Source organism: Gordonia sp. HS-NH1, assembly GCF_001418765.1.
In the GTDB taxonomy this organism is placed as follows: Bacteria; Actinomycetota; Actinomycetes; order Mycobacteriales; family Mycobacteriaceae; genus Gordonia.
Genome location: NZ_LIYC01000017.1, coordinates 18492 through 34993 on the forward strand (window position 1 = coordinate 18492; position 16502 = coordinate 34993).

Below are 16502 nucleotides of genomic sequence, written 5' to 3' on the forward strand. Positions count from 1 at the left end.
GACGGGGCTCAGTGCGCGGTCGCGTCCTTCTTCCGACGCGGGATGACGTGCAGGATCGCCACGATGATCGCACCGACCACCAGGCCGACGACGGCGGAGAGCACCGTGCCGGCGGTCCAGGAGAGCACGGCGCCGAAGCCGCCGTGAACCAGCTCGCCGAACCAGTGCTCGACGTCGTGGAGCCGGTCCGCCGGCCAGTGGAAACCGGCTTCGCCCACGTTCACGATCAGGATGTGGCCGCCCACCCAGAGCATGGCGGCGATACCGACGACGGTCAGCGTCGACATGATCTTGGGCATCGCGCGGACCAGACCGCGGCCGATCTTCTGCAGCGCTGTCGAGTCGCGCTGGGCCAACGACAGGCCGACGTCGTCCATCTTCACGATGATCGCGACGACGCCGTAGACGAGGGCGGTGATCAAGAAGGCCACGACCACGAGTACGGCCAGGCGCGTCCAGAAGGGTTCGGACTCCACCGAGGACAGCGAGATGACCATGATCTCCGCCGACAGGATCAGATCGGTGCGGATCGCGCCGCTGACCATCGTCTTCTCGAACTCGGGACCGGCCTGACCGGCGGTCTGTTCCTCCTCGTGGTGGCCGCCGCCGATCGCCTCCCACACCTTTTCGGCGCCTTCGAAGCACAGGAACAACCCGCCCGCGATCAGCAGGTAGGGCAGCGCGCCGGGAAGGAACTGACTCAGGATCATCGCAACCGGCAGGATGATGAGCAGCTTGTTGCGGATCGATCCGATGGCGATCTTCCGGACGATCGGGAGTTCACGGTCCGGACTGAACCCGTGGACGTAGCGCGGCGTGACCGCGGTGTCGTCGACCACCACGCCCGCCGCCTTGACGCTGGCCTTGCCGGCCGCGGCGCCGATGTCGTCGAGAGATGCGGCGGCAGCCCGGGTGAGGGTCACGATGTCATCGAGCAAGGCGACGAGACCACTGGCCACGGGAACCTCCGGTTTCGAAGTACTGAGTACTCGAACAGTATGCCGAAACGGACGCGAGCCAGAGAGTTCGGTGACCGACCGCGTCCGTTTCGCCAGGTTTCCCAGCACGCAGGGCGAGGTCCATGCCGCCTACGCGGCGGCTCAGGTTCGGCGCCACCGTCAATCTGAAGACGGGGGTTGTCAGACTTGGTAGCCTGTCGCCACGAGTTCGCCGTCCGACCCCGTAGGGGCCGGCGAACGGCGGCCGTGCGCGAGATGCGGTGAACAGTGCAGCGCGACAATCGTTTCGGGTGAAACGGACATCGACCGGCAGGGTCGGCAATATCCTGTGCACCTGTATCGCGACTGGTGACGAGGGTGACCAGAGGTGCGTCGAGCGCGCAGCCGACCCGAACAGGATGACAACGCGGCTCAGCCGCGAAAGGTGGGGTGGACATGGTCTCGGTGACCGGTGCAGTCGGCACGGTGGTCGAATCGGCGCAGGACGCGTTCGGCGCGTTCAAGGTCCAGCGGCGGTCGGGCCTGGTGGATCCGACGCGGCCCAAGGAACTGCTGACCACGATCAAGCGCGCCAAGATCATCGGTCCGTGCGCAGCGGCGGTGGCGCACGGAGCCGACGAGTACCCCGAGGCCGGGGCGGTCGCCGACGAACACGGCGAGCTGACCTTCGGTGAACTGAACGCACACGCGAACGCACTCGCCAATTTCTTGCTGTCGTCCGGGATCAAACCGGGGTCGGTCATCGGCGTGATCGCGCGGGACCATCGAGGCCTGTTGACCACCATGAGTGCCGCGGGCAAGGCCGGATTCCGCCTCGCGATGATGAACACCGGCTTCGGCAAGACGCAGTTCGCCGAGGTCGCCGAGCGCGAGAAGATCGTCGCGATGCTCTACGACGAGGAGTTCACGGACCTCGCCGACACCCTGCCCGCCGACACCCTGCGCATCGTCACGTGGGTCGACGGCAACCGCCCGACCGGCGACGGCGTCCGGACCCTCGACGACATCGTCGGCAGCGGCGACTCGTCCACCCCGCCCGAGCCGGCGGAGTGGGGTGGGCTCGTCATCCTCACCAGCGGTACCACGGGGCTGCCCAAGGGCGCCCAGCGTTCCAAGATGTCTCCGTTCGCCAGTGCCCTTCTCCTGGACCGCATTCCGTTGCCCCAACGCAGTGCCATGGTGATCGTCTCACCGATCTTCCACTCGACCGGCTTCGCGCTCTGGGGTGTGGGGACCGCGCTGGGCAACAAGACCGTGGTGATGCGCCGGTTCGACGCCGAGAAGACGCTGGCAGCGATCTCCGAGCACAAGGCGGAGGTGTTGGTGGCGGTCCCGACCATGCTGCACCGCATGGTCGCTCTCGGACCCGAGGTCATCGGCAAATACGACGTGTCGTCGCTGAAGATCATCGTGCTTGCGGGTTCCGCACTGTCGCCGACCCTTTCGGAGGCGGTGCAGGACACCTTCGGTGACGTGCTCTACAACCTGTACGGTTCGACCGAGGTGGCGATCGCCACGGTCGCCCAGCCGAAAGAGCTGCGCCTGGCGCCGGGCACGGTGGGTCGTGCGCCGGTCACCAGCCGACTGGCGCTCTTCGACGACGACGGCAAGCGGATCTCCGGAACCAACGTGCGCGGAAGGCTGTTCGTGCGCAACGGTGCCCCGTTCGAGGGGTACACCGACGGCCGCAACAAGGAGGTCATCGACGGGTACATGTCCACCGGCGACATGGCCCGGTTCGACGAGCACGGACTCCTCCACATCGACGGCCGCGACGACGACATGATCGTCTCCGGCGGCGAGAACGTCTATCCGCTCGAGGTGGAGAACCTCCTCGGCCGACATCCCGACATCGACGACGTCGCGGTGATCGGCGTCGACGACGACGAATACGGAAAGCGGTTGCGCGCCTTCATCGTCACGGCCGAACACGCCAATCCGACGCCCGAGGACATCAAGGCGCACGTCAAGGGTCACCTGGCTCGCTACAAGGTGCCGCGCGACGTCGTCTTCGTCGACGAACTGCCACGCAACCCCACCGGCAAGCTCGTCCGCCGGCACCTGCCGACCGGGCCGCTCTGACCTACAACCGCGGGTCGACGGCCTCCGACTCCATCGCGAGGACGCCGAACACGCACTGGTGAACGCGCCACAGCGGCTCTCCGGCCACCGCTCGACGAAGGGCTTCGAGGCCCAGCGCGTACTCCCGAAGCGCCATCGACCGTTTCAGCCGGAGATTGCGGTTCTTGAGCCGAGCGAGCGTCGTCGGGTCGGTGTAGTCGGGGCCGTAGATGATCCGCAGGTACTCGCGCCCACGGACTTTGAGTCCGGGCTGTACGAGGCCCTTGGGGCCGCGCACGAGATTGGCTAGCGGCTTGACGACCATACCTTCACCGCCGTTCGCGGTCAGGTCCTCCCACCAGGTCACACCCGCCGCGCGAGAGGATTCTGCGGTGGTCTCCACGACGAGGCGGCGGGTGGGCCGGAACAGTTCCGGGTCGGCGACGGCCAGGCGGTCGGCGATGTCGAGATGCCATTGGTGATCACGGTTCTCGTACGTCGCGGCATCCCCGGCGAGGATCTGGAAAGGTGCAACCTGGATACCCAACGGGGAGGCGATCGGTTGGACGTGATGGCGATAGGAATCGACGAAGAGGCCGGCGTTGACGCCGCGCGTTCGGGTCCTGTCGAGTAGGTCGCCGACGTCAGCCCCTCGCGCGGCCGCGGCCGTCAGCACGTCGATCGTGGCCGGTATCGCGGTTGTCGCCGCGGCCCCGACCCGTGCGTATCGACTGCGAATCATCGGCTCCGCCTTCGCTGTCCACGGCAGCACCTCGGCGTCCACCAGTAGGCGGGTGGTGTCGAGCTCGGTCCACAAGCCCGCCTCGGTGACGGCGTCGGCAATCCGCGACAGCACCGCCGCCTGCCGTTCGTCGGAGAAGAACGCCCGCCCGGTGCGGGAATGGACGGAACCGGACCCGTCGCGCGCCACACTGACGACGGCGCGAGACCCCATGTGCTTCTCTTCGCAGACGACCCGACCGATCGAGTGCTTCGCGTAGTGGTCGAATGCCTCATCCGGGTGCTCCAGGAATTCGTCGCGCGACGAGCTGTCCACCGGCGACATCGTCGGCGGCAGGTAGAACAACCCGGCCGGCGGAATCGCGAACCTGCTCATCACTTCCAGTGCGCCCGCGGCTGTCTCATCTCGTACGGAGATCCGTCCCATGTACTCGGTGGAGATGACGCGGTGCCCGAGGACATCGGTCAGCCTCAACACCTCCGGGCGGCGAGACGGCGGGACCAGGGGGCGGACGGGCTGGTAGTACGTCGCCCGCGCCGGTACCGACACGACCTCTCGCTCGGGATATCGCAGCGCGGTGAGGCTACCCCCGAAGACGCATCCCGTGTCCAGGCACATCGTGTTGTTGATCCACTCGGTCTCGGGTACCGGCGTGTGCCCGTACAAAACGGTTGCCGCACCGCGATACTCATCAGCCCACGGGTAGCGGATCGGTAGGCCGAACTCGTCGGTCTCACCGCTCGTGTCGCCGTACAGGGCGAACGCCCGCACCCGGCCGGAGGCCCGGCCGTGATACTTCTCGGCCAGGCCCGCATGGGCGACGACCAGTCTGCCGTCGTCGAACACGTAATGGGCGACGATGCTGTCGCAGAACCGACGGACCTCGGCGACGAACGCATCGTCCTCGGTTGCCAGCTGATCCAAGGTCTCCTGCAGACCGTGGGTCGCCCTGACATCCTTCCGGCCCAGTGCGCGAACGAGTTTCGCCTCGTGATTGCCCGATACACAGAGGGCGTTGCCACTCGCGACCATACCCATCACCAGACGGAGGGTGCCGGGAGAGTCCGGACCGCGATCGATCAGATCGCCGACGAAGACCGCTCGGCGACCATCTGGGTGTGCGGCGTCCACGGAGTGGCCCTCCTCGCCGACGATCGCGTAACCCAGTCGCCGGAGGAGGATCTCGAGCTCTTCGCGACAACCATGCACATCCCCGATGACATCGAATGGACCGTGTTCGTCCCGACGGTCGTTGAGCAGGCGTGTCCGCACGATCGAGGCCGACGCGACGGCCTCGGGGGAGTCCAGGACATGGATCGTGCGGAATCCCTCGCGCTTGAGGCCGCGCAACGACCGCCGTAGCTGGTCGTGCTGACGCTTGACAACGTGCGCGCCGAAGTCGCGGTCCGGCCGAGAAGCATTGCGCTCCAGCGCCAGTGCGACCGGAAGATCGAGGACGATCGCCACCGGGAGCACATCGTGATCCTTCGCCAGTACCACCAGCGACTTGCGCGCGGAGGCCTGCACGTTGGTGGCGTCGACGACGGTCAGCCGGCCGCGATCGAGCCGCTTGCCGACGATGTATTCGAGCAGGTCGAACGCATCTGTGGTCGCCCCTTGGTCATTCGGGTCATCCGAGACCAGCGCGCGGCAGTCGTCACTGGACACGACCTCCGTCGGCAGGAAGTGGGTGCCCGCGAACACCGACTTGCCGGAACCGCTGGTCCCGACGAGGACGACCAGGGACAGTTCCGGGATGCTCAGTTCGGTCATGCTGATCCCCCTGTCGTGGTCGATTGGGCAAACACGGCCATCTGTGTCGGCGACCCGACCTCCTCGTCACATTCGCCGACGGGCCGCAGATCGACGTCGTATCCGTAGCGTTCGCCTACCTGGCGGGCCCACGTTCCGAACTCCCGGCGGGTCCACTCGAAACGGTGATCGGGGTGTCGGAAGCCGCCCTCGGCCAGAGCCGGATACCGCACGTTGTACTCGCTGTTGGGTGTCGTGACGACGACCCGGCGTGGCCGCATCGTCCCGAAGACGTTGTCGACGACCGCCGGAAGCCGTTCCGGGTCCATGTGTTCGATGACTTCCACGAGGATCGCCAGATCCAGGCCGTCGAGGCGATCGTCCTCGTACTGCAGCGACGACAGCAGCAACGTCAGGCGCCCGGACTGGCGCTCGGTCATCCGGTCGACATGCAACCGCTTGGCTGCCTTCGACAGGGACGAGTCGGACACGTCCGTTCCGATGACACGTGTCACCCCGTGCAGCTCGAGCAACGAACCGAGCAGCGCGCCCGGTCCACACCCGAGGTCGACGATCGTCGCCGGCCGGAACTCACGCACGACGTCGAGGACCGCGTCGTGCCTCCACCGCACCAGGGGACGCGAGACATCGGGCTCGGCGTCGTCCGCCGCGTCGTCGACCGGCCGGTCGTCCAGCTCGATCAGCCGCTGCGTGGCAGCCTCTTTCAGTCCGCGCTGATGGGCCAGATAACGATGAGTGATCAGCTCCCTCTCCGGGTGGGCGGCCAGCCACCCCGATCCTGCGCGGACCAGCTTGTCGACCTCGTCGTCGCCGACCCAGTAGTGCTTCGCGTCGTCCAACACGGGCAGCAAGACGTAGAGGTGATTCAGCGCGTCGGCCAGACGAAGCGACCCGACGAGGGTCAGTGACACCAGCGGTGCAGCTCCCCATTCGGGTCTGGTGGCATCCAAGTCGATCGCGTCGGCTGTGACGTCCCACCCCATGGGTTCGAACAAGCGGCACACCAGATCAGGATCACCCGGGACCGCGGGGAGGGCGATGGTCAGATCCAGCTCCGACTCCGCGAGTCGAGCCCGAGAGGCGCAGCGGCCCTGGAGCGCCGACCGGAACACCTTCCCCATCGCCACCGCGAGCAACGACGACGCGACGTAGGGACGGTCGTTGACGTACTGGCCCAGCGCGTACCCGTCGCGCGCACCAGAACGTCCCCGCACCAACGCAACCGGATCGACCTCGATCACCATCGCGGCCGTGCACCTGTCGTCGTCGACCTCGGGGTAGAAGACATGCGCCGTGCCTCCGTACACATCGAACGCCTGAACCCTCTCCGGATGCTTGTGCAGCAGGAAGCCCAGATCGCTCGGTGTTTCGAGGATCGACGAACGTTCGGCGGAGATGGTCAACAGCATTCGGACAGTCTGACTGACCGACTGTGGCCGGGAAACAGGTTTCTCGACTCGGCGGGCCCTTCGAGGCTCGTCGCTTTCGCTCCTCGCACCTCAGGGGGCAGGGGGGCTGTGTGTTTCGCTCCTCGCACCTCAGGGGGCAGGGGGTCTGGTTGCTTTCGCTCCTCGCACCTCAGGGGGCAGGGGGGCTGTGTGTTTCGCTCCTCGCACCTCAGGGGGCAGGGGGTTTGTGTGTTTCGCTCCTCGCACCTCAGGGGGCAGGGGGTCTGGTTGCTTTCGCTCCTCGCACCTCAGGGGGCAGGGGGGCTGTGTGTTTCGCTCCTCGCACCTCAGGGGGCAGGGGGTTTGGTTGCTTTCGCTCCTCGCACCTCAGGGGGCAGGGGGGCTGTGTGTTTCGCTCCTCGCACCTCAGGGGGCAGGGGGTCTGGTTGCTTTCGCTCCTCGCACCTCAGGGGGCAGGGGGGCTGTGTGTTTCGCTCCTCGCACCTCAGGGGGCAGGGGGTTTGGTTGCTTTCGCTCCTCGCACCTCAGGGGGCAGGGGGGCTGTGTGTTTCGCTCCTCGCACCTCAGGGGGCAGGGGGTCTGGTTGCTTTCGCTCCTCGCACCTCAGGGGGCAGGGGGGCTGTGTGTTTCGCTCCTCGCACCTCAGGGGGCAGGGGGCTCGTCGCTTTCGCTCCTCGCACCTCAGGGGGCGGAGCCCGCGGTGTCTTTGAGCGCACGCACGACGAGATGCAGTGCGGCGGTGGTGGTCAGCGACCGGACACGCTCGCGGTCTCCGGGAAACCTGCGGGTGACCGTGAGGGTGGGCCGGCCGCGGAGGGCCACGCCGAAACACACGGTCCCGACGGGCTTGGCCTCGGTGCCGCCACCGGGTCCGGCAACGCCGGTGGTCGACACGGCGACATCGGTGCCGAATCGCGTGAGAGCCCCTTCGGCCATCGCCGCCGCGACCTCCACGCTGACGGCGCCATGCGTGGCGATCAGCTCGGTCGGTACGTCGAGCAGGTCGGATTTGGCGTCGTTGGAGTACGAGACCACGCCGCCCATCACATAGGCAGAGGAGCCGGGCCGATCGGTCAGCCGGGCGGCGACGAGTCCGCCGGTGCAGGACTCCGCGGTCGAGATCAGCTTCCCGTCCAGCGCTGCCACCAGCTGGTCGTCGATCGTGGAACCGTCGGTCGAGAAGATCTGCCGCCCATGGTGTTCGGTGAGGAAACCCAGCAGGGCGTCGTAGACCGGGGTGTCCCCGGCGGCGAATCGGGTCACCATGTCGAGTTCGCCTCGTCGTAGGCAGGTGGTGATCTCGAGTCGATCGAACGAGGAGATCGAGGTCTCCGCCGATCGGAGCGTCTCGGCGAGTTCGGCTTCGAGGAGTCCGTAGGCGCGGATGGTCGCCTGACGGAGATCGTCGGCGCGGGACAAGACATCGGCGACGGCCGCGGAGGCGATCGCCGTCGGCCACATCGCCTGGAGCTCGCTGGGAGGACCGGGCAGGACGACGATCGTCGGCACACCGGCGGCAGCGGGGATGACGACACCCGGCGCGGTGCCGGTGGGTGGTACCGGAGCAGCCCCGACCGGTACCAGGGCCTGTTTGCGGATACCGGCGCGCGTCGGACCGGAATCGACGTCGAATCCGACCCCGCGCCAGCGCTGGATGATCGCGGCGATGTGTTCCTCGAGTCCGGGATCGAGGAGCAGTTCGCGACCGCAGAACGCGGCGACGGTGGCGACGGTCAGGTCGTCGGCGGTGGGACCGAGCCCGCCGCTGGTGACGATGAGGTCAACTTGTTGCTCGGCGAGAAAGCGCAACTGAGCGGTGAGGTCGTCGGGTCGGTCGCCGCAGATCGTGATGTGGGCGACGTCGACCCCGAGTTCGAGGAGTTCCGCGGACAGCCAGGGTCCGTTCTGGTCGGCGATCCGGCCGGTCAGGACCTCGGTTCCGGTCACCACGATGCCTGCGCGCACACTCACGGATTCGAGCCTAGTGGTGTGTCTGCCGCCGACGCAGAACGCGCCCTCGGCGAGAGGGCGCGTTCCACGGCGTTCGGAGAGGACAGGATGTGACGATCAGGCCTTCTCGGCCTTCGCCTTCTCCTGCATCGACGAGCGGGCCGGGTTGGCCTGGTCGTCCTTCTTGGGGTCGGATTCGTCCTGCTTCTCGGTCACCCCGGACTTGATGCGCGCGCCGATGTCGGGGTCGACGCGATGCCAGTACTCGAAGGCCCGCTGGAGGATCGGTTCGGAGACGCCGTTGAGGAGGTGTCCGACAACGTTGTCCACGAAGCGTTCACGCTGCTCGTCGTCGAAGACCTCGCGGACCAGCGTGCCCGCCTGACCCCAGTCGTCGTCCTCGGGGTGGTCGACGTAGGCGCTGCGGAGGATCTCACCGTTGGCCGCCCACTGCGGCTCGCCCTGTCCGGGATAGAGCGCGGACGGCCCGCCCTTCGAGTTCGGGGCGTACACCGGGTCCGTGACGTTGTGGATCCGCATGGCGCCGTCCTTGGAGTACGAGTGGACCTCGTTGGTCGGCGCGTTCACCGGGATCTGCTTGTAGTTGCCGCCGATCCGGTGGCGGTGGGCATCGGCGTAGGAGAACACGCGCGCCAGCAGCATGCGGTCGGGGCTGAAGCCGATACCCGGCACGACGTTGTTGGGCTCGAACGCCGCCTGCTCGATCTGTGTGTGGTGATCCACCGGATTCGTGTGGAGGGTCATCTTGCCGACCTCGACGAGCGGGTAGTCGCCGTGGGGCCAGACCTTGGTCAGGTCGAACGGGTTGAACCGGTAACTCACCGCGTCGTCGAACGGCATGAGCTGCACCTTGAGGGTCCAGCTCGGATGGTTGCCGGCGGCGATGTTCTCGAAGAGGTCCCGAGTGTGGAAATCGGTGTCGGCCGCGGCCATCTGGTCGGCTTCGTGCTGCGTGAGATGCTCGACGCCCTGATCGGACTTGAAATGGTACTTCACCCAGTGCTTCACGCCTTCGGCGTTCACCCACAGGTAGGTGTGGGAGGTGTAGCCGTTCATGTGGCGCCAGGTCTTGGGGATTCCCCGGTCACCCATCAGCCAGGTGACCTGATGTGCGGACTCCGGTGAGAGCGTCCAGAAGTCCCACTGCATGTCGTGGTCGCGAAGGTTGTTGTCCTGCCGGCGTTTCTGCGACCGGATGAAGTGCTGGAACTTCATCGGATCCTTGACGAAGAAGACCGGCGTGTTGTTGCCGACCATGTCGTAGATACCTTCGGACGTGTAGAACTTCAGCGCGAAACCGCGCGGGTCACGCCAGGTGTCCGGACTTCCGCGCTCGCCTGCGACCGTCGAGAATCGCGCCACCATCTCGGTTTTCACGCCCGGCTGGAACAAGGCGGCACACGTGTATGCCGAAATGTCCTGCGTGGTCTCGAATGTGCCGAAGGCGCCGCTGCCCTTGGCATGTGGCTGGCGCTCGGGGATCCGCTCGCGGTTGAACTGCGCCATCTGCTCGATCAGATAGTGATCGTGCAGGACGATCGGGCCGCCGGCGCCGACGGTCAAGGAGTGTTCGTCGCTCCCCGCCGGTGCTCCCGAATCCCGGGTGGTGAACAGTGAATCGTCGGACATATCGCCTCCGAGAGGTCGTCGTATCCGTGCATGAACAACGGGACCCGAGGGCTGCAGGTCCGTTCCGCCGATCCTACGCTGACGGGGTCTGCGGGACGTCGATCCCGAATTCCCGCAAGACCTCCTCGGTGTGCTGCCCGAGTGCCGGGACAGGGCCCATCGCCAGTTCCACGTCGTCGAAGGTCAGCGGCGGCAGGAGCGCCCGTACCGGGCCGACCTCGGTGTCCACCTCGCGCCAGCGGCCGCGCTCGCTCAGCTGCGGATGGTCGACGACACCCTCGAGGTCGCGGATCTCGGCGGCGGGTATGCCCGCCTCGGCGAGACGTCGGTCGAGTTCGTCGGTGGTGAACCGTTTGGTCTCCGCGCTGATCACCGCGTCCACCTCGGCTCGTCGCGAGACCCGGTCGATGTTGGTGCGGTAGCGGGGGTCGTCGGCGAGATCCGGGCGGTCGAGGGCGACGCGGGTCAATGCGTCCCAGCCACGGTCGTTCTGCACGCCGATCAGGATGTCGCCGTCCTGGGTCGGGTACTTGTCGTAGGGCACGATCGCCGCGTGTCCGAGACCGGCGCGGGCGATCTGCCTGCCGCCGTAGAGACGCAGGTACATCGGGTGGCCCATCCATTCGACCGTGGCGTCGAACATCGCCACCGAGACCCGGGCGCCGAGTCCGGTGGTGGCCCGTCGCAGCAGCGCCGACAGCACGGAGGTGAGGGCGTACATTCCGGCGGCGATGTCCGAGGACGGGATGCCGGTCTTCGCCATCTCCTCCGGTGTCCCGGTCACCGAGATGAGCCCGGCCTCGGCCTGGACCAGCATGTCGTAGGCCTTGCGGTCGCGATACGGTCCCGCGTCGCCGTACCCGGACATGTCGACGACGACGAGTTCGGGATGGTCCGCGCGCAGATCGTCGGCGCTCAGACCGAGCCGGCCGGCCGCGCCGGGGGCGAGATTCTGGACGAAGACGTCTGCGCCAGCGATCAGGGTTCGGATGGCGTCGCGTCCGGCCTCGGTCTTGAGGTCGAGTGCGACCGACTCCTTGCCGCGGTTGAGCCATACGAAGTGCGAACCGACTCCGCCGCGCACCGCCGCGTCGTAATGCCTGGCGAAGTCGCCGTCGCCGACCCGTTCCACCTTGATGACCCGGGCGCCGAGGTCGGCGAGATGCCGGGTGGCCAGCGGTGCGGCGACGGCCTGTTCGAGCGCCACCACGGTGATGCCCTCGAGGGGCAGCGGTCCTTCGTCCGGGGTCACCGGCCAAGGATCGCCGACGGTGTGACGCGCGTCAACGAGAACCCTCGCGGTCCTCGAGGTCGTTGGTGGCCTCGGTGAGACGGTGCAGCAGGTGGGTGAGCGTCCGGATGTCGTCGGGGTCCCACTGGGCGAGTCGCGCGCGCCAGTCGGTGACCGCGGAGGCGAGTACCGCGTCGATGCGCTCGCGACCGTGGTCGGTGAGGGTGACCACGCGGGCGCGCGCGTCGCGCGGGTCCGGGTGCCGCTCGGCCAGTCCGAGCCGCACGATCGCGTCGATCTGACGCGTGACCGTCGACTTCTCCATGCCGACGGCAGTGACCAGCTCCGACATCGGCATGGAATTGTGCCGGGCCAGCACGGTGATGAGGGGGTAGCACGACGGGTCGAGCCGCGGATCGATGGCGCGGGCGCGCAGGCGGGTGCGGACCCGGCCTCGCCGCCAGAAGTCGGCGAGTTCGGCCTCGAGACCGCTGATCGGATCCGGGCTGATGGGACCCGGACTGACGGGATCCGGACCGGCGGGGTCGTCGGCCGACGCGGTCATCTCCGAACCCATGCGGGTCAGATTACCCAGCGGATGTGGGGGAGGCGACGTCGGACGACGACCGCACGTGGTGCACGATCGAGAGGTGGCCACCTCACAGCGCACCAAGCCGAACCCCTGGGAGTACGTGAAGTACGCCTATTGGGCGCGTCTGCCGAAGTCGATGCTCGACTGGGTGGCCCACGATCTGGCCGGTCCCGGTGCCTCGGTCCGGATGGTGGTCCGCTGGGCGGTGCCCTGCATCGTCGTGCTGATCCCGATGCTCTTCGTCCCCGCCGACTGGGGTGTCCGGATCACGATGACCATGCCGATCCTGCTGGCCTACCTGTTCTTCTCGATCGCGCTGAACCGGGTGTACCGCCGTCACCGGCTGGTCCAGCACGGCCTCGATCCCGATCTGGTCAACAAGCTCGAGCGGGAGAAGAACTCCGACCTCTACGACGAGTACCACCGCAAGTACCGGGGCGAGCGCCGGCGACCCGGCCCGACAGGCTGACCGTCCCGCCCGGTTCCGGACTCAGTACAGGTAGTCCTCGCCACTGGCCCGCACCGTCACGTCCGACAGGCTGATCCCCCACGGCTGGTCGATGACGTGCACGACCGCCCGTGCGAGATCCTCGGGGGTGATGAGCCAGTACTTCACCGAGTCGACGTCGGTGAGTTCCGCGGGCAGCGTGCCCTGCATCAACTCGGTGATGTGCTCGCGATACGACGCGGCGCGCTGTCCGACGATTCCGCGGATCGCGCGGTCGTTGACGATCCAGCTCGCCAGGTTGGTGCCGGCGACGCCGGTGGGTTTGACCGTCGTGACCTTGATCTTGCCCTTCGCCTCGATGCGCAACGAGTCCGACAGCATCGTCACCGCCGCCTTGGTCGCGCTGTAGACCCCCGAGCCCTCGAAGCCGCCGTTGCCGTAGATCGACGCGATGTTCACCACCTGACCGCGACCCTGCGCGATCATCTGGTCGTACACGGCGGAGATGCCGTTCACGACGCCCTTGATGTCGATGTCGATGGCCTTGTGCCACTTCTCCCAGGCCCGTGCGTGGTCGGCGAAGAACGCCAGCGGCATGACGCCGGCATTGTTGACGAGCACGTCGATCGCGCCGAAGCGATCCACCGCCACCGCCGCGGCGCCCTTCATCTGGTCCATGTCGGTGACATCGGCGAGGTGTGCGACAGCCGATCCGCCCGCGGCAACGATGCCCTCGACGGCTCCGGTGAGTCCGGCATCGTCGATGTCGACACCGACGATGTTGGCGCCCTGCGCCGCGCACATCTCCGCGATGACCTTGCCGAAACCGCCTCCGGCGCCGGTGATGATGATGGTCTTGCCCTGCAGATGATCAGACATGGAGCTCCCCGGCCGCGACAAATGGTCGCGCCATCCTAACAACGCTGGTCCTCGCCGCCCGCTCGGCGAATACCCTGTTCCTCTCCCTTGCTCGTCGGTACCGTGCAAGCGGTCCTGACCCCGGTCCACGCGAGAAGTACTCCGCCGCAACCATGCCCGCGAATCATCTGCGACATCCGATCGCCGCTCCATCCACGCCCGGGGACGATTCAGTCACATGACTGATGGGGTTGTCAAGGGTTACGCCGGCCATGGCCCAGATCACTGCTGCTCACCGAAGTTGCGCTTGACACAGCGGACGGTCATGGCAAATCCTGTGTCCCGACGGCCACGCCCCGGCACGTCCTCCGTGGAGTCCCCGACCCGCAACCGGTCTCCCCGTCTCTCGAGATCAACGAAATGCCATGCGGCGAGGGCTTTCTCGCGCACCGACGACAGGAGAACCATGACCGGGGTGTCACCGACGAGACGTACCTTCCTTCGAGCGGCGGCGATGACCGCGGCGGGAGCGGCGACAACCGTCGTCGCCGGCGCCGGTCCGGCGTCGGCTGATCCGTCGCGGCGAATTCGGCGGACAGGCGAGGAGCATCGGGTGGTGATCGTCGGCTCGGGTTTCGGCGGTGGCGTCGCGGCGCTTCGCCTCGCGCAGGCCGGTGTGCCGGTCCTGCTGCTCGAGCGGGGCCGACGGTGGTCGACGGGTCCGAACTCGGAGACGTTCCCGCGTGCGTCCAGTCCGGACAAGCGGATGTTGTGGCACGAGTCGACCCCGAATCTCTTCGGCAAGCCGCTGAGCGTCGAACCCTATGTGGGACTGTTCGAGTCGGTCGCCGGCGCCAACATGACCGCACTGTGCCCGGCCGGACTCGGCGGCGGTTCGCTTGTCTACCAGGGCATGACCCTGCAACCGAGCGAAGCGGTGTTCAACGAGCACTTTCCCGACGCGCTCGACTGGCAACTGCTGAACCGGGTGCATTACCCGAGGGTCGCGCGGATGCTGAAGGTCGCGGTGGCGCCCGACTCGGTGGTCCGTTCTCCCCAATATCTGGCACCGCGACAGTTCGCCAAGAGGGTCAGGGCCGAGGGCCTTCCGCTGCAGAAGATCCCGATGCCGATCGACTGGGGTTATGCCGCAGCCGAACTGCGCGGCGAGATGAAGCCCGCGTACACCAACGGCGACGGCGCCATCGGCGTGAACAACGGTGGCAAGCACAGCGTCGACGTCACCTACATCCGTCAGGCCGAGGCGACCGGGCGCGTGCAGGTCCGCACCCTGCACACGGTTCGGCAGGTCTCCCGCCGACCCGACGGCCGGTGGTCCCTCGAGGTCGAACGCACCGACGAGTCCGGAAAAGTGGTGGAACACAAGGAATTGATCACACGGACCCTCATCATGTCCGCGGGAAGTGTGAACACCACCAAGTTGCTGGTGAAGGCACGCGCGACGGGCACCGTGCCGGACCTGCCGGATGGTCTGGGGCACGGGTGGGGCACCAACGCCGACCGGATCTACACCTGGACCAGCCCCAGCATCGACTTCGGGACGGTGCAGGGCGGTCCGGTCGTCTTCGGCAGTCCCAACTGGAGTGACCCGAAAAGTGCGTTCACCGTCATCCAGGCATCCCTTCCGCCGCTGCCCGTCTACACCGGCACGACGATGATGGTCGGCTTCGGAGTGAGCTCGGGTCGCGGTGTCATCTCCTACGACTCGACGATCGGGGATGCGTTGATCCGCTGGCCGCACGAGGGTGACTCGGAGATCCAGACCAAGCACATCGACCGAATGGTTCGGCGGATCGCCGGGCCGGACGCCATCCTCACCGACACCAACGCGGTGTTCCCGTCGACCTGGCACGCACTGGGCGGGGCCAACATGGGCACGGTCTGCGACCTCGAGGGACGGGTCGAGGGCCAGCGCGGGCTCTACGTGATCGACGGCGCACTGATGCCCGGCAACACCGCGGCGTGCAATCCCTCGATGACCATCGCCGCGGTGGCCGAGCGTGCACTCGACCGGATCGTCGCCGAGGACGTCGGCACGGTGATCTGAGCCGTGACGACGGGAGGGCGGACGAACCCGTCGATCACGGTGGGGTGACCGGCGCGAGCCACATGCCGGTGAGCGCGTCGACGACGAGATCGCGCTGATGTTGCCAGGTCTGGGGTGCCGCTCCCGCCGCCGGGTCTGTTCGGCCCGCTCGCTCCGCTCCCGCCGCCGGGTCTGTTCGGCCCGCTCGCTCCGCTCCCGGCGCCGGTATCTCAGCTGCCCGCTCGATGTCGGCCAGCGCGTTGACGATCATGTGGCGCGTCAGGTTGTTGCGTACCGCGAGCACGTCGTCGGGGAAGGTCGGCAAGCTGCCGTAGAAGCGGTCGAGAATCGTCAAGAGGGCTTCCGATCTCGCCGTCTCCTCGTAGAGCAGGACTGTCGCGGACGGGTCACTCGACACCTGGGCGAAGAACCGCGCGAAGTAACTGGGTGCACCGAGTTGCGCCAGATACTCGACCTCCGGCCCGACGAGGCAGCCGAGCCAGTCGCGGACCCCCGGGTCGGGTCCGACCTCCGCCAGACACTTGCGGCGGTGGCGTTCGATCGGGACGTTGTGCGAGGTGAGCGTGGCGCGGAGAAGATCGTCCTTGGAACCGAAGTGGTGGCCGACGGCATAGTTGTTGCCCTGACCGGCCGCCTTGCTGATCTGGCGGTTCGAGACGGCTGCCACGCCGTTGAGGGCGATCAGCTTCTCGGCCGAGCCGATCAGCAGCGCACGAGTGCGGGCAGACTGCTCGGTCTTGCCTTCGCCCATGACTAGATGA

Annotated in this window: 12 protein-coding genes; 3 read left to right on the plus strand and 9 right to left on the minus strand. The window is 67.2% G+C overall.

Annotated elements, in window-relative coordinates:
* Positions 1 to 8 precede the first annotated feature (8 nt).
* Entirely contained in the window at positions 9 to 959 is a 951-nt protein-coding gene (locus AMD30_RS13325) for a DUF808 domain-containing protein (protein WP_010844927.1), read from the minus strand.
* Between the two features lie 435 nt (positions 960 to 1394).
* Between AMD30_RS13325 and AMD30_RS13330 the strand changes: the two genes are divergently transcribed.
* A complete protein-coding gene (locus AMD30_RS13330; RefSeq protein ID WP_055475972.1) occupies positions 1395 to 3041 on the plus strand; it encodes an acyl-CoA synthetase in 1647 nt (548 codons plus the stop codon).
* A 1-nt stretch (position 3042) separates the two neighbouring features.
* Here the strand turns inward: AMD30_RS13330 and AMD30_RS13335 are convergent, their stop codons facing one another.
* The 6 genes from AMD30_RS13335 to AMD30_RS13360 form a co-directional block, all read right to left on the minus strand.
* A complete protein-coding gene (locus tag AMD30_RS13335) occupies positions 3043 to 5535 on the minus strand; it encodes a polynucleotide kinase-phosphatase (protein WP_055475957.1) in 2493 nt (830 codons plus the stop codon).
* The gene (locus AMD30_RS13340; protein ID WP_055475958.1) at positions 5532 to 6944 is read right to left on the minus strand and encodes a 3' terminal RNA ribose 2'-O-methyltransferase Hen1; all 1413 of its coding nucleotides are present in this window, start codon (positions 6942 to 6944) and stop codon (positions 5532 to 5534) included. The genes AMD30_RS13335 and AMD30_RS13340 overlap by 4 nt, the downstream gene beginning before the upstream one ends.
* Positions 6945 to 7625: 681 nt before the next feature.
* Positions 7626 to 8915, minus strand: a complete 1290-nt coding sequence (locus tag AMD30_RS13345; RefSeq protein ID WP_010844486.1) for a competence/damage-inducible protein A — start codon at positions 8913 to 8915, stop codon at positions 7626 to 7628.
* A 96-nt stretch (positions 8916 to 9011) separates the two neighbouring features.
* Positions 9012 to 10544, minus strand: a complete 1533-nt coding sequence (locus AMD30_RS13350; protein WP_010844485.1) for a catalase — start codon at positions 10542 to 10544, stop codon at positions 9012 to 9014.
* 73 nt (positions 10545 to 10617) lie between these two features.
* The gene (locus tag AMD30_RS13355) at positions 10618 to 11796 is read right to left on the minus strand and encodes a CaiB/BaiF CoA transferase family protein (protein WP_055475959.1); all 1179 of its coding nucleotides are present in this window, start codon (positions 11794 to 11796) and stop codon (positions 10618 to 10620) included.
* A gap of 31 nt (positions 11797 to 11827) precedes the next feature.
* Entirely contained in the window at positions 11828 to 12352 is a 525-nt protein-coding gene (locus tag AMD30_RS13360) for a MarR family winged helix-turn-helix transcriptional regulator (protein WP_010844483.1), read from the minus strand.
* Positions 12353 to 12407: 55 nt separating this feature from the next.
* Between AMD30_RS13360 and AMD30_RS13365 the strand changes: the two genes are divergently transcribed.
* Positions 12408 to 12836 carry a DUF5313 domain-containing protein gene (locus tag AMD30_RS13365; RefSeq protein ID WP_010844482.1) on the plus strand — a complete coding sequence of 143 codons (429 nt, stop codon included), beginning with the start codon at positions 12408 to 12410 and terminating at the stop codon, positions 12834 to 12836.
* 21 nt (positions 12837 to 12857) lie between these two features.
* On the opposite strand, the gene AMD30_RS13370 is transcribed toward AMD30_RS13365, so the two are convergent.
* Positions 12858 to 13694, minus strand: coding sequence for an SDR family oxidoreductase (locus AMD30_RS13370; RefSeq protein WP_055475960.1), 837 nt, complete (start codon positions 13692 to 13694; stop codon positions 12858 to 12860).
* Positions 13695 to 14139: 445 nt separating this feature from the next.
* Between AMD30_RS13370 and AMD30_RS13380 the strand changes: the two genes are divergently transcribed.
* The gene (locus AMD30_RS13380) at positions 14140 to 15741 is read left to right on the plus strand and encodes a GMC oxidoreductase (RefSeq protein ID WP_055475961.1); all 1602 of its coding nucleotides are present in this window, start codon (positions 14140 to 14142) and stop codon (positions 15739 to 15741) included.
* A 34-nt stretch (positions 15742 to 15775) separates the two neighbouring features.
* On the opposite strand, the gene AMD30_RS13385 is transcribed toward AMD30_RS13380, so the two are convergent.
* Positions 15776 to 16492: a TetR/AcrR family transcriptional regulator gene (locus tag AMD30_RS13385; RefSeq protein ID WP_055475962.1), complete on the minus strand. Its 717-nt coding sequence runs from the start codon at positions 16490 to 16492 to the stop codon at positions 15776 to 15778.
* Positions 16493 to 16502: the final 10 nt, after the last annotated feature.